This window comes from Rhizobium changzhiense (assembly GCF_013087625.1).
GTDB lineage: Bacteria > Pseudomonadota > Alphaproteobacteria > Rhizobiales > Rhizobiaceae > Rhizobium > Rhizobium sophorae.
This window is the reverse complement of record NZ_JABFCQ010000003.1, coordinates 1-18,176: the sequence shown is the minus strand read 5'-3', so window position 1 is coordinate 18,176 and position 18,176 is coordinate 1. Positions and strand designations below refer to the sequence as shown.

Sequence of the window (18,176 nt, the reverse complement as noted above, 5' to 3'; positions counted from 1 at the left end):
CTCAGCCTTCCCGATAGGGCTTGGTCATCAATTGACCGAGTTCTGGCCGCGCCCAATCATCGGCGCAAAGCCGCAGGCAAGCCCAGGCGGTCGCGAGATTGCTGGTGACGACCGGCCTGCCGATCGCAGCCTCGATCCGGGCCGCGACCTCTGCTGCCCGCACGGCCGTACAAGAGATAAACAGCGCGTCCGACTGCGGCGCCAGGGCCTGGCGCGCGAAGGCAAGGATCTCGTCCGGTGCGATCCGCGCCATCTCGCGGTCATCGGTCAGGCCGAGACAGGTGAAGCGGTCGATCGCAAAGCCGAGCTTCGCGAAATAATCCGCCATCGGCCGGCTGGTGTCGATCGTATAGGGCGTCAGCACCGAAATCCGTTTAGCGCCCAGCGCCTTCAGGCCGGTAACGGCGGCAGCCGTCGGCGTCACGACGGGAACGCCTGGCTTGGCCGCATGGATCGCCGCCTCGATGTTCCGGTCGCCGATCACCACCGAGGCGGAGGTGCAGGAATAGACGATGGCATCGAGCGCCTCGTCCGGCAGGATCAGCGCTGCGCCTTCGGTCAGCGACGGCTGCATCCTCAAGAGGTTTTCCGGTGTGACCGGATTGGCATAATGGATGCGGCTGACATAGACGCCGAGGCGATGGCTGGCGACCATGCGCTGGAAATCGACTTCCGTCGTGTGGTCCGTCGCGAGGATGACCAGCCCGATGCGCTTTTCCAGCGGCCGGTCCTCCAGTCGCGGCAGCCGGCCGGCGGGAATGATTTCGATCTTTGCGCTCATGGTCAGTCATCCATCCTGGCGTAACGTTCCTCGAGCCAGCGCAAACCCACCACCGAGATCAGGCTGATGACGAGGAAGAAGACGCCGACCAGCGTCATCGGCTCGATGTAGCGGTAATTGCTGTTGGCGATGCTCTTTGCCTGGTTCATCAGTTCGAGCACGGTGATCGCCGAAAGCAGCGGCGTCTCCTTGAACATGGCGATGAAGTAATTGGCGAGCGCCGGGATCATCGGTGGGATCGCCTGCGGCAGGATCACGTGGATCCAGGCCTGGCGCGTCGACAGATTGGTGGCCTTGGCTGCCTCCCATTGTCCGCGCGGCACGTTCTCGATGCCGGCGCGATAGACCTCGGCGGTATAGGTCGCATAGTGAATGCCCATACCGATGACGCCGGCGACCAGCGGCGCCAACCGGATGCCGATATCCGGCAGCACGTAGAAGATGAAGTAGAGCTGCACCAGCAATGGCGTACCGCGGATGAATTCCGAGACGAAAGCGACCGTCCTGGAAATGCCGGCGACCGGTGAGCGCCGCGCAATGGCGAGCCCCAGGCCGACGATCATGGCGACGGCAGCGCCGAGGATGGTGGCGAGAAGAGTGATCTTGAACCCTTCGAGAAGGGTCGGCATGATCTGCCAGACGAAGTCCCAATCCCATTCCATCTGATCAGGTCCTTATGCCATCGAGGCTGCGCGCCATTCGCCGCTCCAGCCAGCGCATCGTCGCGGAGATCGCCGAGGCCATGAGAAAATAGAGGATGAGGATCGTTGCGAAGGGCACCAGCGTATTGCCGGTTTGCGCCCGCACCACCTGCGCCTGGAAGGTCATATCCGTCAGCGAGATCAGCGAGACGACGGCCGTGCCCTTCAGGAGTTCGATCGCATTGTTGCAGAAGGTCGGCAGCATCAGCGGCAGCGCCTGCGGCAGGATGACGTGGCGCATACGCTGGTATCGCGACAGGTTGAGCGCGATGCAGGCTTCCGACTGTTCGCGCCCGACGGCCTTGACGGCGCCGCGCACCACTTCCGCCGCATAGGCGCCGACATTCAGCCCGAGCGCCAGCACGCCCGCCTGCAGCGGCGTCAGGGTCAAGCCCGCAAAAGGCAGCACGAAATAGACCCAGAAGAGCTGGACGAAGATCGAGGTGCCGCGGAAGAACTCGATATAAGCCGTCGCCAGAGCCCGCACGGCGAAGAAGCGCGACAACCGGCCGAGGCCCGCCAGGAAGGCCATCACCAGCGCCAGCGCAGACCCCATGATCGTCAATTCGAGCGTCACCAGGGCGCCCTCAAGGATCAGTGTCAGATAGCCGGACCATACCGACATCGGCAACTCACTTCCTAGAGCATGTCGCGCAAAAGGGTGCAGCGGTTTTGCGATAACGACATGCGTAAAAACAAGGACCTAAAGCGCGACGCGCTTTGGGAGATCGTTGGGGGACAATCCGGCCATGCCCATGGCATGGCCGGCTGTTCACCTCGTTTACTTCGCCGCGGCGCAGAGCTTTTCGCGGCTCGTCGACATCGCCGCCTTGGCCGAGAACCCGTAGGGCTCGATGATCTTGGCGAATTCGCCGGATTCCTTCAGCTTCTTCAGCTCGACATCGAAGGCGTCGCGGAGCGCAACGTCCTGTTTGCGGAAGGCAGCGCCATCGCAATAGACCGGCGCATTGACGACGGGAGCGACGGTTTCGAGGTTCGGATCGTTTGCCTTGGCCATCAGATCATGGATCGACAGAACCGGCAGCGAGTAGACGTCGATGCGGCCGTCCTGCAGCATCTTGATGCCGCTCTGGCCATCCGGAACGACGATGACGCGGTCACGCGGCACGCCGGCCTCGAGCGCCAGCTTCTCCTCGGTGCCGCCCCCCGGCGCGCCGATCTTGGCGTCCGGATTGTCGGCGATGTCCTTGTAGCTCGTCAGCTTCAGCGGATTGCCCTTCTTGAGAGCGAAAGCTTCGGCGTCGCAAAGGATCGGTTCGGAATAGGCAACGGCGTTGCAGCGCTCGGGCTTCATGAAGAGGCCTGCGGTGATCGCGTCATGGCGGCCGGCCTGCAGGCCGGGGATCATCGCACCATATTCCGAGATCGAGGCGACCACTTCCTTGACGCCCAGCTTTTCGAAGATTGCGCGCGCCACATCGGGTGCGGCGCCGGACACCTTGCCATCGGCGCCGACGGCGGTGAACGGCGGCTCGTTGGCGATGGCGATACGCGCAAAGCCTTGCTCCTTCAGCTGCTCGAGCTTGTCATCGGCGGCGGATGCAGGCGCAGCCGCCGTGACCAGAAGCACCGACAGGCTGGCGGCGCTCAAAAGATATCCTGTTTTCATCGTTCCCAACTCCTCTGATTTTCCTTGAGTCTTGTTCTTGCGGGCAATGTCTGAACTCAGACGCGGTGCCCCGCCGCAATGATCTTGCGCAAGAAGGTCTGCGTCCTCTCCTGCGTCGGATTGCGAAAGATGTCGCCCGGTTTGCCTTCCTCGACGATCTTGCCGCGATCGAAGAAGAGCACACGGTCGGCGAAATCATGGGCAAAACCCATTTCATGGGTGACGAGAAGCATGGTCATATCGGTTTCGGACGCCAGCCGTCGCATGACGTTCAGCACCTCCTCGACAAGCTCCGGGTCGAGCGCCGACGTCACCTCGTCGAACAGCATGATCTTCGGCGACAGCGCCAGCGCCCGGGCAATGGCGACGCGCTGCTTCTGCCCGCCGGAAAGCTGCGCCGGAACGCTCTTTGACTTGTCGGCCAAGCCGACCATGTCGAGAAGCTCCATCGCCCGCTTTTCCGCCACGGGCCGCTTGATGCCCTTGGTCAACATCGGCGCCAGCGTCACGTTGTCGAGCACGCATTTGTGCGGGAACAGATTGAAATGCTGAAAGACCATGCCGATCTTTTCGCGCATGCGATGCAGATGCCGCTCATCGGCCGGCACTAGCCCGCCGCCATTCGGCATATGGTAGAGCTGTTCGCCGTCGACCTCGATATGGCCGCCGCTGATCGTCTCCAGCGTCATCAGAATGCGCAGGATCGTCGTCTTGCCGGAGCCGGATGGCCCGATCAGCGCCAGCTTCTCGCCCGGCATGACATTCATCGACAGGCCGTCGAGCACGGTCAGCGGGCCGTATTTCTTGACGATGTTGTCGATGCGGATAATGGGCGGAAGCATTCATGTCTCTCCCTGTTGAGACAAGCAATGTCCTAACGATGACGGCCCATCAAAATCATGTCAATTCGTAAAATAATATCATGACAATTATTCTGCTCGCGCTCAAATACAAGGCAGCGGCATCAGATCGCAAGCAGCAGCTCTTCCGGATTTCCTTGCGCCAATGAGGCGACGATGCCAAGCCCGGTCCGCAGCTCGCCTTCGGTTGTCGAACCAAGCGAGATGCGCACGGCCGGCGTCCAGCCCTGATCGGCGGTGTGGAACGATTTGCCGGGCGCGATCGCCACGCCGCGCAGCCTTGCCTGCGACACGAAACCGTCCTCCGTATGGTTGTCGCAGAGCGGCAGCCAGACGTGCAGGCTTTGCGGATGCGCCCGGTAGCTGAGGCCGGCCAGCATCTCCGCCGCGATCGCGTGACGGCTCAAAAGTGCACGGCGCTGCCAATTGACCAGTTCCATTGCCGTGCCGTCGCTGACCCAGCGGGTGGCGATCTCGGCCATGGCAGGCGTCGCCATCCAGTTGGAGACGAGATGCCGGTTGGCGACGGCGGCGACATAACGGTCGGGCGCTGTGAGATAGCCGATCCGTAGGCCTGGAACGGTAATCTTCGTGAAGCTCGTGACGTAAAGTGTCCGCTCCGGCGCAAACGCGGCCATCGGCGGCGCACGACCCTCGACCATCGGGCCGAGAATATCGTTTTCGATGATCGCGATATCATGTTTCGCAGCGACGCTGGCAAGCGCCTGCCTGCGCTCCGCGCTCATCAGCGCCGCCATCGGATTGATCACCGAGGGCTGCAGGAAAATGGCCCGGATCGGTCCCTTTCGGCAGGCTTCGTCCAGCGCTTCGGGGATCATGCCCTCCTCGTCGATCGCCAGCCCTTCGAGGTGGAGACCGAGATAGCTGGAGAGCGGAACCAGCGTATGATGGCTGATCGCTTCGGTCGCAACCGTCGAGCCGGGCGGGGCAACGCTCATCAGCGCCACCGTCATGCCCGATGTCGCACCGTTCGTCACGCTGATGTTCAGCGGCGATACCTCCAGCCCGCAGCGCGCCAGCCATTCCGTAGCGACCGCGCGATGGCGCGGAAATACCATGTTCGGCCTGAACGAAAGCGCCGAGCTGGAAGGCAGGTTTTCCGAAAGCCAGCCGAAGGCCTGCCGCAGCCTTTCCAAATGGATCTGCTCGCAGACCGGTTTCAGGATCGAAAGATCGATCACCTCGCCCAGCCGTTCCGGCAGATAGGGCGGCTCCGGCTCACGCGGCCTGGTCTGGACGAAGCTGCCGCGTCCGATCTCGCCGGAGATCAGCCCCCGGCGGATCAGCTCGTCATAGGCGCGGCTGACCGTCTGCACCGAGAGATGCAGATCATCCGCCATCTTACGGTGCGGCGGCAATTGCGTGCCGTCGGTGAGCTTGCCATCCGTGATCGCGTTTGCGATTTGCTCGGCAAGCGAGAGATAGGCCGGACGGCGGAGTTGCGAGGGATCAGGGCGCCACTTTGTCATGATTTTAACACTGCTGAAAATCAGTTCAATTGACAATGCAAAAATGCGCTCCCATTGTCTTTTCCCTGCGTTTGAAATGATTTCTTCTTAAGAAGGCACCATGAAGCTCGACGCCATCGATCTGCGCATTCTCGACGCCGTCCAGCGCGACGGCCGCATCACCAAACTGGCACTGGCCGAAAAGGCCGGACTGTCGCCGACACCGTGCTGGATGCGGTTGCGCAAACTCGAAAGGGCCGGGATCATCACAGGTTACCACGCGCGCGTCGCGCCACGGCGCATCGCGCCGGTCGCCAGCGTGATGATGGAAGTGACGCTCGCCAATCATCGCCAGGCGGATTTCGAGCGCTTCGAGCGCGCCGTGAGCGCAATCCCAGAGATCGTTGCCTGCTGGTCGGTCGGCGGCGGCGTCGATTACATTCTGAAGATCATCGCGCCCGATATCGACGCCTATCAGCGGCTGGTCGACGGGCTTCTCGACCGTGAACTCGGCATCGACCGCTACTTCACCTACATCGTCACCAAGACGGTGAAGGAGGACACCGTCCTTCCGGTCTCTTCCTTCACTGCCACCGGCGAAGAACAGAGCGCACCGTAGACAATCTCTCTGCCAGGCCGCCGCCCTTTAGACCATCTCTCTCTTTTCGCATCCGCCAACAGACAATCTCTCGCCCGCTCCCGTGGAAGACTACGTCAACCGCCACGAGGAGACTGGACATGACCGCCGTTTTTGCCCGCCCCGCCTATCATGACGCGCTGTCTCGGCTCGCCGACCGTCATCTCCTGCGCGATCTGGCCTATGTCGGCGGCCGGTGGATTGCCGGCAAAACAGGGAAAAGTTTCGAGGTCACCGATCCCGCTTCTTCGGCGACGCTGGCCTGGGTTGCAAGCCTTGGCGCCGATGAGACGGCGGTGGCGATCGATGCGGCGTCGGAGGCTTTCTCCGCCTGGCGCGCGATGCTGCCGCAGGGTCGTGCGGCGATCCTGCGCAAATGGTTTGAGCTGATGCTTGCGGCCAAGGAGGACCTGGCGCTGATCATGACGCTCGAACAGGGCAAGCCGCTTGCGGAATCGCGTGGCGAGATCGATTATGCTGCCTCCTTCATCGAATGGTATGCCGAAGAAGGCAAGCGGCTGCACGCCGAGAGCGTCACCAGCCATCTGCCCGGCGCGGAAATGATCGTCCGGCGCGAGGCGCTCGGCGTCGCCGGCATCGTCACGCCCTGGAATTTCCCCTCTGCCATGCTCACCCGAAAGGCTGCCGCAGCGCTGGCCGCCGGCTGCACGGTCATTGCCCACCCCTCCTCCGAGACGCCGCTTTCGGCACTGGCGCTTGCCGAGCTCGGCGAGCGGGCCGGCATTCCAGCCGGCGTCTTCAACGTGGTCACCGGCAATGCCGCAACGATCGTCGGACGGATGTGCACCGACACCCGCGTGCGCGCCATGAGCTTTACCGGCTCCACCGGAATCGGACGGCTGATCGCCGCCCAGTGCGCGCCGACCCTGAAGCGGCTGGTGATGGAACTCGGCGGCCACGCCCCGCTGATCATCTTCGATGATGCCGATATATCAAAAGCGGTCGAGATCGCCGTCAACGCCAAGTTTGCCACATCAGGCCAGGATTGCCTCGCCGCCAACCGCATTTTCGTCCAGCAGCGGATCGCCGATGGCTTTGCCAAGGCCTTCGCAGACCGCATCGCCGAACTGAAGGTTGGTCCGGGGCTCGAGAATGGCGCCGAGATCGGGCCGCTGATGCATGAACGCGCCGTCGCCAAGGTCGAGGAGCAGGTCTCCGACGCGCTGGTGCACGGCGCGCGGCTCGTCACCGGCGGCAAGCGCCACAGGGCCGGCCGGCTTTTCTATGAGCCGACGCTGCTGACCGATGTGCCGGCGGATGCGCTGATCATGCGCGAGGAGACTTTTGGCCCTGTAGCGGCCATGACCGCCTTCGACACCGAAGACGAGGTTATCTCCCGCGCCAACGATACCGAATACGGCCTCGTCGCCTATATCGTCACGGAGAACGGCGCCCGCCAGATGCGGCTCGGCCGCGCGCTGGAATACGGCATGGTCGCCGTCAACCGCGTAAAAATCACCGGCGCTCCCATTCCCTTCGGCGGCTGGAAGCAGTCCGGCCTCGGCCGCGAGGGTTCACACCATGGGCTCGAGGCCTTTACCGAGCTCAAATATCTCTGCATCGACACGGCCGCCTGACCCCATTTCAAGTGAGCCCCATTTTCAAGAAAGAGGCTAGATATGCTCGACAGAAGTAACGAACTCACCGCCTGGGACCGCGATCACTTCTTCCATCCCTCGACCCATATGGGTGGGCATGCCCGCGGCGAGACGCCGACCCGTGTCGTCGCCGGCGGCGAAGGCGTCTACATCACCGACACGACAGGCCGCAAAAGCCTCGACGCCTTTGCCGGCCTCTATTGCGTCAATGTCGGCTACGGTCGCCAGAAGATCGCCGACGCGATCGCCGAACAGGCGAAGAACCTCGCCTATTACCACGCCTATGTCGGCCACGGCACGGAAGCCTCGATTACGCTGTCGAAGATGATCATCGACCGCGCGCCCGCCGGTATGAGCCGCGTCTATTTCGGTCTCTCCGGCTCGGATGCCAACGAGACCAACATCAAGCTCATCTGGTACTACAACAACATCCTCGGCCGTCCGGAAAAGAAGAAGATCATCTCACGCTGGCGCGGTTATCACGGCTCCGGCGTCATGACCGGCAGCCTCACCGGCCTTGCGCTCTTTCACAACGCTTTCGATCTGCCGCGGGCACCGGTGCTGCACACCGAAGCACCCTATTATTTCCGCCGCCCCGACCGGTCGATGAGCGAGGAGCAGTTCTCGCAATATTGCGCCGACAAGCTCGAGGAGATGATCATGGCCGAAGGCCCGGAAACGATCGCGGCCTTCATCGGCGAACCCATTCTCGGCACCGGCGGCATCGTGCCGCCGCCGAAAACCTACTGGCAGAAGATCCAAGCCGTACTCGACAAGTATGATATCCTGCTCGTCGCCGACGAAGTCGTCACCGGCTTCGGCCGTCTCGGCACGATGTTCGGCTCAGACCATTACGGCATGAAGCCAGACCTGATCACCATCGCCAAGGGGCTGACCTCGGCCTACGCTCCCCTTTCCGGCACGATCGTTTCGAACAAGATCTGGCAAGTCCTGGTTCAGGGTTCCGATCAGATGGGCGCGATCGGTCACGGTTGGACCTATTCCGCCCATCCGATCTGTGCTGCGGCAGGCATTGCCAATCTCGAACTGATCGACGAACTCGGCATCGTCGAGAATGCCGGCATGACAGGCGCCTATTTCCGTTCGGAACTCGCAAAGGCCGTCGGCGGCCACCGCAACGTCGGCGAAGTCCGTGGCGACGGGCTGATGGCAGCCATCGAATTCGTCGAGGACAAGGACGACCGCACGTTCTTCGATGCCGGCCGCAAGATCGGCCCGCAGGTCGCCTCTGCCCTCCTCGAACGCGGCGTCATCGGCCGCGCCATGCCGCAGGGCGACATCCTCGGCTTCGCCCCGCCGCTCTGCCTGACACGCGAGGAGGCCGACATCGTGGTCAGGGCCGCGGCGGATGCGATCGAAACCGTCTTCAAGAGCATCTGAGGGAGAAGAGCGGTATGACGATCCCGGAAAAGATGGCGGCCGTATTGCTCACCGGCCATGGCGGTCTGGACAAGCTCGTCTATGACAGGGGCGTGCCCGTCCCGAGACCCGCGGACGGCGAGGTTCTTATCCGCGTCACGGCCTGCGGCATGAACAATACCGACGTCTGGGTGCGCCAGGGCGCCTATGGCACCGAGGATGATCCATCGGCCGTCTCCACGTGGCGCAGGCAAGGCAATACGCTGACATTCCCACGCATCCAGGGCACCGATACGGTCGGCCATATCGTCGGCGTCGGAGCCGGCGTTAATCCGGCGCGCGTCGGCGAACGCGTCATGGTCGACTTCTCGATCTACAACCGGGACGACGACAGCCTCGCCGACATCGATTACATGGGCCATGGCCGCGACGGCGGGTATGCCGAATACATGGCACTGCCGTCCGAGAACGCGCATGTCGTCGCAACCGATCTGACCGACGTCGAACTCGCCACCTTCTGCTGCGCCTATCTGACCGGCGAGCGCATGCTCGAACGGGCAAGGCTTGTCGCCGGCGAACGCGTCCTCGTGACCGGCGCCTCGGGTGGCGTCGGCTCGGCGATCATCCAGCTCGCACGGGCCCGCGGCGCCATCCCGATCGCGGTCGCCGGCCCCGGCAAGGAGGCGGCGATGCTCGATATCGGCGCCGAAGCGGTCGTGACCCGCGGCAAGGGCGATCTCGTCGAAGCCGTCCATTCCGCCAGCCGTGGCCAGCCGATCGATGTCGTCGCCGATCTCGTCGGCGGACCGCTGTTCAACGATCTCCTAAAGATCCTGCGCCCCGAAGGCCGCTACACGACGGCCGGCGCCATCGCCGGCCCGGTCGTTCAGCTCGATTTGCGGACCATGTATCTGAAACAGCTGGAGCTGCACGGCTCGAGCCAGGGAAGCCGCGCCGACTTTCGCCGGATCGTCGGCTATATCGAAAGCCGGAAGATTCGGCCTCTCGTAGGTGGTGTCTATCCGCTGTCGGAATTCCACCGCGCGCAGACCGATTTCATGGCGAAGAACTTCGTGGGCAAATTGGTCGTGGTTCCCGACGAGAGATGATCTGCATCGCCCCGCAGACGAACCTTATCGGGTTTGCGGCGTTTCCCGGCCATGAAAAACCCGTACGATTGCGGCGAGCACTCGCTGTGCCGGATGATGGAAGGCTTCCTTTCATTCTCGACGGAGGCGCAGCGATCCGTCGCGCGGCAGGACCACTGATGTCAGCTTCCAATGCCACGAGATACCCCACCTCTTCCGAACTCGAAAGAATTCGCCGCGCTGCCCGTATCGCTCGGCTTATGGACACTGCCATCCGCCTGCCCGTCATCGGTGTGAGGATCGGCGCCGACTCTGTGCTCGGCCTCCTTCCAGCCGTCGGCGACGTTGCCACGTCACTCATCGGTCTTTACATTCTCAATGAGGCGCGGCGTCTCGGCATTCCCAACGACAAGCTTGCACGCATGGCTGTCAATCTCGGCATCGATGCGGCCGGCGGTTCGGTTCCATTGCTCGGCGATCTCTTCGACGTCTACTTCAAATCGCATCGCCGCAACGTCGGCATCATCCTCGAGCACTTCGGCATCAGCGAAGATGATCTTAACCAGCGAACTTGATAAGATCATCGTGCTTTGCAATTCCCCTGCCGACGAACCTGTGTGAGGCCGGTCTAAAGTGCAGTCAGAGCGCCCGCCGTCTTCACTGCATGGTCAAGAACGAATTGCAGCTTGGCTGCGTGGCCGAAACCAGGCTCATCCGGCTGCCCCTTTTGCACGGCATTTGCAAAACGCTGGAAATTGGTGATAACCGGTTCGACCTCGATCTTACGCCAGATTGCCTTGTCGGCATCAGGACCTTCACAGGCCCTGAGCGTCGAACCTTCAGGCGTATGCACCACCTCCAGCGCGCCCTTGTCTCCATGCAGGCGCAGCCGCAATTCGTTCAGATGGCCAGTCGCCCAGCGCGTTGCGTGGATGACGCCAGCAGCACCGTTTTCGAGTTCAGCCATCATCAAGAAGCTGTCGTTAGCGTCGAGATCATACTCGCCGATCCGGTTCCCGGGGCTCTTGTCGAACACCTTAAGATGCGATGCGGCGGCCTTGACGTTACTTCCGGCGGCAAAAACCGCGAAGTCGAGGATATGGATACCGACATCGCCCAGCACGCCATTGGAGCCGTGCTTTGTCGACAACCGCCAAAGCCATTGCGATTCCTTGGTCCAGTCGCCCCACGCCTTTGAGACCAGCCAGCTCTGGAGATAGGACGCTTCGAAGTGGCGGATCGCGCCGAGGCGTCCGTCCAACACCATCTTACGCGCTGCTTGCAGCGGCGCTACATTACGATAGGTAAGGTTTACCATCGTGACCTTGCCGGACGCAGCGGCTGCGTCGGCCATCTCTTTGGCTTCGCGGTAGTTGACCGCCAGCGGCTTCTCGCAGAGGACATGCTTGCCGGCGCCGAGTATCTTCATTGTCGTGGAATAATGCGCGCGATCCGGCGTGACATTGGTCACGGCGTCAAACTCTCCCCATGCAAGGGCGTCATCAAGCGACGTGAAAGTAAGTGGGATACCATGCCTGAGCGCGAAGGCCCGCAGCCGGACCTCGTCCGTATCGACAGCAGCAACAATTTTTACGTCGGTGATTTCGGAAAAATTCATGGCATGGGTATTTGCCCATCCTCCGGTTCCGAGAATGATCAAGCGCATTTTTGTCCTCATGGTCGTTTATAGAAATCATTGGCTCCAAAACCGTCGTCCTTCACAAGCGCCAGATGGTCTTGCCAGATAGAGAGCGACGACTGACAGCGCAGTGTTTGCCGGGCCGACCGCACGCGTGGATACACGCCCAAGGAAGGCGTTTCAGTTCCTCAGCGGTAACCGGCTTCGCCGGCCTGGTGCAGTCTCGGGCCGCGTTCGACGATCGGCTCTAGTGCTTTTTCTACCGGCACATTTGGAGCGTCGGTGATACCAGTCAACGACCCTTCGCGGTTATAGGCCCACTTCACGCCGTTGATCAGCACCTTCTGGACATTGACGTCGTGATAGGTCGGATAGGTCTCGTGGCCGGGGCGGAAATAGAAGATGTTGCCGGCGCCGCGGCGCCAGGTCAGGCCTGAGCGGAACACTTCGCCGCCCTGGAACCAGGAGATGAACACCGTTTCGAGCGGTTCCGGCACAGAGAACTGCTCGCCGTACATTTCTTCGTTCTCAAGCTCGAAATATTCACCGATGCCGGCGGCGATCGGATGGCGCTGGTTGATCGTCCACAGTCGCTCACGCTCACCCGCCTCGCGCCATTTCAGCGCGCAGGGCGTGCCCATCAGCCGCTTGAAGATCTTGGAGAAATGGCCGGAATGCAGCACGAGCAGGCCCATGCCTTCCCAGACGCGCTTGGCGACACGCTCGACGACGACGTCGGAAACCGCGCCGTGATCCTTGTGGCCCCACCAGGTCAAGACGTCGGTCTCATTAAGGCGGGCTTCGCTGAGGCCGTGTTCCGGCTCCTGCAGCGTCGCCGTCGTCGCCGAGATACTTGGATCGGTGTTCAGCGCATTGGCGATCGTCGTGTGCATGCCTTCGGGATAGATCCCCCGGACGATCTCATTGGTATTCTCGTGGATATTCTCTCCCCACACAACGGTGCGAATGGTCACGTCTTCTCTCCTTATAGTTAAAAACGGATCGAGCCTTGGGAGGAACATCGACCCTGGGAAAATCAGGCAGCCCGCATGGATGCTCGCTCAAGCGCCCGGCCCGACCGGTCGAAACGGTGAACGTGGCTGGCAAGCGGCACAAGGCCAAGTGTTTGGCCGGGCGCGTGGCGGGAGACACCGGCTTCCCGCACGACGAACGGCTCATCCGCCCCGATATCCAGATAGACGAAGCTATCGGCGCCGAGGATTTCTGAATGGATGACCGTGCCGCTCCAAACGGGCGACTCGGGCGTGATGCGAACATGCTCTGCGCGCACGCCAATCGTATGGCTATCATAGGGTTGCGCCGGCCCGCCCGAGAGGAAATTCATTTTCGGCGAACCGATGAAGCCGGCAACGAAGACCGAATTGGGGCTTTCGTAAAGCTCCAGCGGCGTGCCGATCTGCTCGACGACGCCGTCCCTTAACACGCAGATCCGATCGGCGAGTGTCATGGCCTCGACCTGGTCATGGGTCACATAGATCATCGTCGTGTCGTGCATGCTGCGATGAAGCTTCGCGATTTCCAGCCTCGTCGCGACGCGAAGCGCCGCATCGAGGTTGGACAGCGGCTCGTCGAAGAGAAAGACCTTGGGATCGCGTACGATCGCCCGGCCGATTGCGACGCGCTGACGCTGCCCGCCGGAAAGCTGACGCGGCAAGCGGTCTAAGTAGGGGGAGAGCTGCAGCATGCCGGCGGCCTGTTCAACACGCTGGCGGCATTCGTCTCTGGTGCTCCCGAAAAGTTTCATGCCGAAAGCCATGTTGTCGAAGACCGTCATATGCGGATAGAGCGCGTAGGACTGGAACACCATGGCGATCCCTCTCTTCGACGGCGCGTGCTGGTTCACTGTCTTGTTGTCGAAGGAGAGGGTTCCCGATGTGATGTCCTCGAGCCCGGAGATAAGCCGCAGTAGCGTGGACTTGCCGCATCCCGATGGCCCCACGAACACCATGAACTCACCCCGGCGGATGTCCATCGTCACGCCTTTGATCACCTCGAAAGCGCCGAAGCTCTTGCGGATATTCTCCAGTCGGATTTCTGCCATGTCCTACTCCCTCAACCCTTGACGCCGCCGGCGGTCAGCCCCGAAATGATCCGGCGCTGGAATATCAAAACAAGCACGACGACCGGCACGGTGACGATCACTGAAGCCGCCATGATGTTGCCCCAGGGGATCTCGAATTCGCTGTTGCCCGAAAGCAAGGCGATCGCAACCGGGACGGTTCGCTGCGTATCCGACGATGTGAATGTCAGCGCAAAAAGAAACTCGTTCCAGGCGGTGATGAAGGCGAGCAGTCCGGTCGTCACCAGCGCCGGCCACATCAACGGCATGAACACCTGGGTGATGATGACCCATGGTGAGGCACCGTCGACGATCGCCGCCTCCTCGATCTCGATCGGCAATTCCCGCATGAAGGTCGTCAGCACCCAGACGGTGAAGGGGAGCGTGAAGATCATGTAGGAAAAGATCAGCGCGAAGGGCGTGTTGAAGATGCCGATCCAGCGGATGAGTTCGAAGAGGCCCGCAAGAACGGCAATCTGCGGAAACATCGACACGGAGAGGATGGTCAACATCAACAGCGCCCGCCCGCGGAAGTGCACCCGGGCCAAAGCGAACGAAGCGGTGATCGCAAGCAGCAGGGATGCTGAAACCACGACGCAGGCGATCATCGCGGAGTTTGCCAGACTGCGGACGAAACCGCCCTGGCCCATCACGGAAGTGTAGTTGCCGAAGGAGATGGAGGTCGGCCAATAATCGACTTTGAAAAGGGCCGTGCCGGTCTTCAGGCTCGTAAGGATTGCATAGTAGAACGGAAATACCGCAATGATGACGATGATTGTGACGAGCAGGTAGAAGAGCGTATTCTTGGCGATCGAAAGCAGCATCAACGTTCCTCCCCGCCGAGCTTGACGCGACCGAGCCAGATATAAAGGACGGTTACGGAGGCAATGATGAGGAAAAGCACCGTTGACGCGGTGGCGCCGTAGGCGAACTTGTCGAAGTCGAACAGGTTCTCGCGCGCCATGACCGACATGGTCTTCGTCTGCGCATTGTTGGGTGTCAGAACATAGATCAGGTCGAAGATGCGCATCGCATCCAGCATCCGGAAGATTACGGCAACCATGATGGCCGGTCGGATCAGGGGCAGCGTCAGACGCCAGAACACCTTGACCGGATTGACGCCGTCGATCCTGGCAGCCTCATAGATGTCTCCCGGAACCATCTGTAGTCCCGCAAGAATCAGAAGCGCCATGAAGGGTGTCGTCTTCCAGACATCGACGATCAGCACTGCGATCATCGCCGTTTCCAGATTGGCGGTCCAGGCAATCTTCTCGCTGATAAGACCGAAGCCGAGCAGAATATCGTTCAGAATGCCGAACTGATCATTGAGCATCCAGGCCCACATCTTTGCTGACACGATTGTTGGGATCGCCCAAGGAATGAGGATTGCGGCCCGCACGATCCCACGCCCGAAGAACCGTGCGTTCAGCACCAAGGCGACGATCAGCCCGAGCACGGTCTCGATCACCACCGAAAGGACGGTAAACTTGGCAGTGTTCCAGGCGGCATTCCACCAGACCGGATCGGCAAGCAGCCCGCGATAGACGGTCCTTCCGCTCTTCAGTGTTACCCACGACAAATAATTGTCAAAGCCGACGAACTGCGCATTGCCAAGGTCGTTCAGCGACGCATTCGTAAAACTGAAATAGATCGTTCTGAACAGCGGCCAGCCAGCGACGATTGCCAAGATCAACAGCGTCGGCGCCAGAAACATCCATGCCGATCGAATGCGCTCGGACCGCAACTCCGTGGTGGCTCTGAAATGGGAAACCCTGGGCTTGATTGCTTGTGGAACTACGATTTCGCTCATGAAACGTCTATCCCTCGTTGGCGCGTCCGAAGACCGGACCGGCGGCCTGACAGCCGCCGGTCGGAATACTCACCAAGCGTCGCCCTTGAGGGTCGTTAGGTCGGCTTCGAGAAGCTCGAGGTTCTCGGCAGCTGAGCCGCTGCCTGACAAGGTATTGTGCACTGCAGTCCAGAACTTCGAGGACACCTCATTGTACTTTATCTTGGCCGTCGCCGAAGGGCGTGGCACCGCGTCCTGGAAAATGGGTTTCCAGTTCGGCATGAAGGGCTGGGCCGCAGCGACATCCTTGTCGTCATAAAGATCCGTCAGGGTCGGCAAATTGGAGAGTTCGATGGCACGTGCCTTTTGAACGTCCTTCGACGCCAGGAATTTTACGAGCGCGATGGCTGCGTCCTGCTTTTCGGAATATTTCGAAACCGCCAGGTTCCAGCCGCCAAGTGTCGAAGACGGCTTATCGCCGACAGCCGCAACCGGTAGCGTCATTACGTCGAACTTGCCCTTTACGGCGCTGTCGGCACCGTTTCCGAGAGAATAGGCATAGGGCCAGTTGCGCATGAAGACGGCGTTGCCTGTCTGCCAGACGCCGCGCGATTCTTCTTCCTGATATGCGAGCACCCCTGGCGGTGAGATCGTGCCGATCCAGTCCTTGGCCCGTTCAAGTGCTGCTGCCGCCTTCTCGTTATTGATCGAGATCGTCCCGTCCGGCTCGACGATCTGGCCGCCGCCCGACGACTTCACCCATTCCAGTCCGTTGCAGGTAAGCCCTTCGTAGGAATTGCCCTGGAAGACGTAGCCCCAGATGTCCTTCTGTCCGGCCTGGCGTTCTTTGTCCTGAATCTCTTTGGCGGTTGCTGCCATCTCGTCCCAGGTCTTCGGCGGCTGTTTTCCATATTTCTCTAGCAGGTCCTTTCGGTAAAACAGCGCTGGGGCATCGGTAAACAACGGCAGCGCCACAAGCCGGCCATTGACAGTCTGAGACGCGATGATCGACGGGAAGAACTGGCCGACCACGTCTTTGGTGGCTTCCTTCAGATCTACGAACTGGTCGGCAAGCTGCGGTGCCCAGATGACATCAGTCTGATAGACATCGACGTCCTTGTTTCCAGCAGCAAGCCACAGGCGATATTGGGAAAACTGCTCGCTGCTCGATGACGGCATGGTGACGAGCTTGACATGATTGCCGGTATTCTTCTCGAAAATTGCGAGCTGGTTGTGAAGGAATTCGACGTTTTTGCCGGTGGTATTTGCGGCAAACGAAATTTCAGCGGCACGGACAGAGCCGGCAGCGATAGCGACGCTGAGTGCCGACAAAGCTAAAGCAAACTTTTTCATGATCTCCTCCCAGAAATTGAAATCGATTTGGCAATCGGACCATTGCAGAAGGTCGCAGAGGCGTCAAGCCATCACGATTAGCGATCTTCAGTTGTATTCCGATAGGAAAATCGCCGATATACAGTGATTGGAGGTATTTTTTACCCCCGCGAGCGGAGTTTCAAAGCAACAAAATTGAAACCGATTTCAATTTTTTGCCGGATTGACACTTGCCCGTTGCGCATCGCCGACGCTTCCTCCATTGATTGCCGGGACAAAGAAGACATCCGATGAAACTTCGTGAATTTGCAAAGCAGCTTGGGCTCTCTCCGACGACGGTCAGCCGTGCGCTCAGCGGCTATCCCGAAGTGAGCGAAGCCACGCGCGCCCGGGTTGCGAGCGAAGCAATGCGGCTCGGCTATCGCCCCGATATCAATGCCGTGCGGCTAAAGACCGGGAGAGCCGGAGCGATAGGCGTCATGATGGCGCGTTCGGGAGAAATCCATTTCGCTGAATTCATGTCGGGGATGGCGCAGCGCCTGGAAACGGCCGATACCGATATTCTCATCACGCCTATTACCGCGCACAATGATGACGACGAAATGCAGGCCTACCGACGCTTGGTCGAAAGTCGCCGAGTGGATGCAGTGATCATTCATTCGCCTCGCCCCAAGGACCCGCGGATCGAGCTGCTGAACAGCTTGGGCCTGCCTTTCCTGGTTCACGGCCGCTCGGAGACCGAGCACATTCACGCGTGGCTCGATATCGATAATGAAAATGCCGTGCGTAGAGCCACCGAACACCTGATCGATCTCGGGCACCGGCGCATTGCCATGATCAATGGCCTGCGGGGCAAGACGTATTCGATCCATCGCGAACATGGTTTTCGGATTGCCCATCAGGAGCGTGGGCTCGTCGTCGATCCCAACCTGATGGTCTGCGATAAATTCTCCGACGAGAGCGGCTTCCGTCATGCCCGCTCTTTTCTGGAGAGCGCGAATGCGCCGACCGCCATCGTTGCCGGTTCCACGATGACAGCGCTTGGTGTTTACCGTGCGGTCCGTTCGCTTGGGAGTAACCGGTGTCCCGCTCCCACGTTGTCGATGCCGCTCTAATCTGTGATCGCCTTTCCATGGACGAGCAACGGGAGTTTCTCCATGGAGAGTACATT

17 protein-coding genes and 1 pseudogene are annotated in these 18,176 nt (G+C 60.7%); 6 read left to right on the top strand and 12 right to left on the bottom strand.

Features of this window, described 5'->3' with window-relative positions:
• Position 1: 1 nt before the first annotated feature.
• From eutA to ehuR, 6 genes are all read right to left on the bottom strand, one after another.
• Positions 2-781: an ectoine utilization protein EutA gene (gene eutA / locus G9X68_RS15205; protein ID WP_171603096.1), complete on the bottom strand. Its 780-nt coding sequence runs from the start codon at positions 779-781 to the stop codon at positions 2-4.
• A gap of 2 nt (positions 782-783) precedes the next feature.
• Complete coding sequence (ehuD, locus tag G9X68_RS15200) at positions 784-1,443, bottom strand: ectoine/hydroxyectoine ABC transporter permease subunit EhuD (protein ID WP_003550192.1); 660 nt, start codon at positions 1,441-1,443, stop codon at positions 784-786.
• Between the two features lie 4 nt (positions 1,444-1,447).
• Complete coding sequence (gene ehuC, locus G9X68_RS15195; RefSeq protein ID WP_003550191.1) at positions 1,448-2,107, bottom strand: ectoine/hydroxyectoine ABC transporter permease subunit EhuC; 660 nt, start codon at positions 2,105-2,107, stop codon at positions 1,448-1,450.
• Positions 2,108-2,263: 156 nt separating this feature from the next.
• Positions 2,264-3,112, bottom strand: coding sequence for an ectoine/hydroxyectoine ABC transporter substrate-binding protein EhuB (gene ehuB, locus G9X68_RS15190; RefSeq protein WP_113545682.1), 849 nt, complete (start codon positions 3,110-3,112; stop codon positions 2,264-2,266).
• Between the two features lie 56 nt (positions 3,113-3,168).
• Positions 3,169-3,954, bottom strand: coding sequence for an ectoine/hydroxyectoine ABC transporter ATP-binding protein EhuA (gene ehuA / locus G9X68_RS15185; RefSeq protein WP_171603095.1), 786 nt, complete (start codon positions 3,952-3,954; stop codon positions 3,169-3,171).
• Positions 3,955-4,076: 122 nt separating this feature from the next.
• Positions 4,077-5,462, bottom strand: coding sequence for a MocR-like ectoine utilization transcription factor EhuR (ehuR, locus tag G9X68_RS15180; RefSeq protein WP_171603094.1), 1,386 nt, complete (start codon positions 5,460-5,462; stop codon positions 4,077-4,079).
• A gap of 100 nt (positions 5,463-5,562) precedes the next feature.
• On the opposite strand from ehuR, the gene G9X68_RS15175 reads away from it, so the two are divergent.
• The 5 genes from G9X68_RS15175 to G9X68_RS15155 all read left to right on the top strand — a co-directional run bounded on the left by G9X68_RS15175 (position 5,563) and on the right by G9X68_RS15155 (position 10,740).
• Positions 5,563-6,060 carry an Lrp/AsnC family transcriptional regulator gene (locus tag G9X68_RS15175; protein WP_171603093.1) on the top strand — a complete coding sequence of 166 codons (498 nt, stop codon included), beginning with the start codon at positions 5,563-5,565 and terminating at the stop codon, positions 6,058-6,060.
• Positions 6,061-6,179: 119 nt separating this feature from the next.
• A complete protein-coding gene (locus G9X68_RS15170) occupies positions 6,180-7,676 on the top strand; it encodes an NAD-dependent succinate-semialdehyde dehydrogenase (RefSeq protein ID WP_171603092.1) in 1,497 nt (498 codons plus the stop codon).
• A 42-nt stretch (positions 7,677-7,718) separates the two neighbouring features.
• Entirely contained in the window at positions 7,719-9,098 is a 1,380-nt protein-coding gene (locus G9X68_RS15165; RefSeq protein WP_171603091.1) for an aspartate aminotransferase family protein, read from the top strand.
• 14 nt (positions 9,099-9,112) lie between these two features.
• Positions 9,113-10,186, top strand: a complete 1,074-nt coding sequence (locus G9X68_RS15160) for an alcohol dehydrogenase family protein (protein WP_171603090.1) — start codon at positions 9,113-9,115, stop codon at positions 10,184-10,186.
• 158 nt (positions 10,187-10,344) lie between these two features.
• Complete coding sequence (locus tag G9X68_RS15155) at positions 10,345-10,740, top strand: DUF4112 domain-containing protein (protein ID WP_171603089.1); 396 nt, start codon at positions 10,345-10,347, stop codon at positions 10,738-10,740.
• 53 nt (positions 10,741-10,793) lie between these two features.
• Here the strand turns inward: G9X68_RS15155 and G9X68_RS15150 are convergent, their stop codons facing one another.
• The 6 genes from G9X68_RS15150 to G9X68_RS15125 form a co-directional block, all read right to left on the bottom strand.
• Positions 10,794-11,831 (bottom strand): Gfo/Idh/MocA family protein, encoded by a 1,038-nt coding sequence (locus G9X68_RS15150; protein WP_171603088.1) that lies wholly within the window; start codon positions 11,829-11,831, stop codon positions 10,794-10,796.
• A gap of 161 nt (positions 11,832-11,992) precedes the next feature.
• A complete protein-coding gene (locus tag G9X68_RS15145; protein ID WP_171603087.1) occupies positions 11,993-12,778 on the bottom strand; it encodes a ThuA domain-containing protein in 786 nt (261 codons plus the stop codon).
• A 62-nt stretch (positions 12,779-12,840) separates the two neighbouring features.
• On the bottom strand, positions 12,841-13,866 hold the full coding sequence (locus G9X68_RS15140; protein ID WP_171603086.1) for an ABC transporter ATP-binding protein: 1,026 nt from the start codon (positions 13,864-13,866) through the stop codon (positions 12,841-12,843).
• An 11-nt stretch (positions 13,867-13,877) separates the two neighbouring features.
• Entirely contained in the window at positions 13,878-14,708 is an 831-nt protein-coding gene (locus tag G9X68_RS15135; RefSeq protein ID WP_171603085.1) for a carbohydrate ABC transporter permease, read from the bottom strand.
• Positions 14,708-15,694, bottom strand: coding sequence for a carbohydrate ABC transporter permease (locus G9X68_RS15130; protein WP_171603084.1), 987 nt, complete (start codon positions 15,692-15,694; stop codon positions 14,708-14,710). The genes G9X68_RS15135 and G9X68_RS15130 overlap by 1 nt, the downstream gene beginning before the upstream one ends.
• Positions 15,695-15,763: 69 nt before the next feature.
• Positions 15,764-17,026 (bottom strand): ABC transporter substrate-binding protein, encoded by a 1,263-nt coding sequence (locus tag G9X68_RS15125; RefSeq protein ID WP_171603083.1) that lies wholly within the window; start codon positions 17,024-17,026, stop codon positions 15,764-15,766.
• A gap of 269 nt (positions 17,027-17,295) precedes the next feature.
• Between G9X68_RS15125 and G9X68_RS15120 the strand changes: the two are divergent.
• Positions 17,296-18,078 (top strand): annotated as a pseudogene (locus G9X68_RS15120) (LacI family DNA-binding transcriptional regulator); the annotation flags it as partial.
• Positions 18,079-18,176 lie beyond the last annotated feature (98 nt).

Coding starts and splice junctions, on each gene's coding strand:
- eutA (WP_171603096.1), bottom strand. CDS start 781: ATGAGCGCAAAGATCGAAATCATTCCCGCCGGCCGGCTGCCGCGACTG.
- ehuA (WP_171603095.1), bottom strand. CDS start 3,954: ATGCTTCCGCCCATTATCCGCATCGACAACATCGTCAAGAAATACGGC.
- G9X68_RS15140 (WP_171603086.1), bottom strand. CDS start 13,866: ATGGCAGAAATCCGACTGGAGAATATCCGCAAGAGCTTCGGCGCTTTC.
- G9X68_RS15130 (WP_171603084.1), bottom strand. CDS start 15,694: ATGAGCGAAATCGTAGTTCCACAAGCAATCAAGCCCAGGGTTTCCCAT.
- ehuC (WP_003550191.1), bottom strand. CDS start 2,107: ATGTCGGTATGGTCCGGCTATCTGACACTGATCCTTGAGGGCGCCCTG.
- ehuB (WP_113545682.1), bottom strand. CDS start 3,112: ATGAAAACAGGATATCTTTTGAGCGCCGCCAGCCTGTCGGTGCTTCTG.
- G9X68_RS15170 (WP_171603092.1), top strand. CDS start 6,180: ATGACCGCCGTTTTTGCCCGCCCCGCCTATCATGACGCGCTGTCTCGG.
- G9X68_RS15155 (WP_171603089.1), top strand. CDS start 10,345: ATGTCAGCTTCCAATGCCACGAGATACCCCACCTCTTCCGAACTCGAA.
- G9X68_RS15175 (WP_171603093.1), top strand. CDS start 5,563: ATGAAGCTCGACGCCATCGATCTGCGCATTCTCGACGCCGTCCAGCGC.
- G9X68_RS15125 (WP_171603083.1), bottom strand. CDS start 17,026: ATGAAAAAGTTTGCTTTAGCTTTGTCGGCACTCAGCGTCGCTATCGCT.
- ehuD (WP_003550192.1), bottom strand. CDS start 1,443: ATGGAATGGGATTGGGACTTCGTCTGGCAGATCATGCCGACCCTTCTC.
- G9X68_RS15160 (WP_171603090.1), top strand. CDS start 9,113: ATGACGATCCCGGAAAAGATGGCGGCCGTATTGCTCACCGGCCATGGC.
- G9X68_RS15150 (WP_171603088.1), bottom strand. CDS start 11,831: ATGCGCTTGATCATTCTCGGAACCGGAGGATGGGCAAATACCCATGCC.
- G9X68_RS15165 (WP_171603091.1), top strand. CDS start 7,719: ATGCTCGACAGAAGTAACGAACTCACCGCCTGGGACCGCGATCACTTC.
- ehuR (WP_171603094.1), bottom strand. CDS start 5,462: ATGACAAAGTGGCGCCCTGATCCCTCGCAACTCCGCCGTCCGGCCTAT.
- G9X68_RS15135 (WP_171603085.1), bottom strand. CDS start 14,708: ATGCTGCTTTCGATCGCCAAGAATACGCTCTTCTACCTGCTCGTCACA.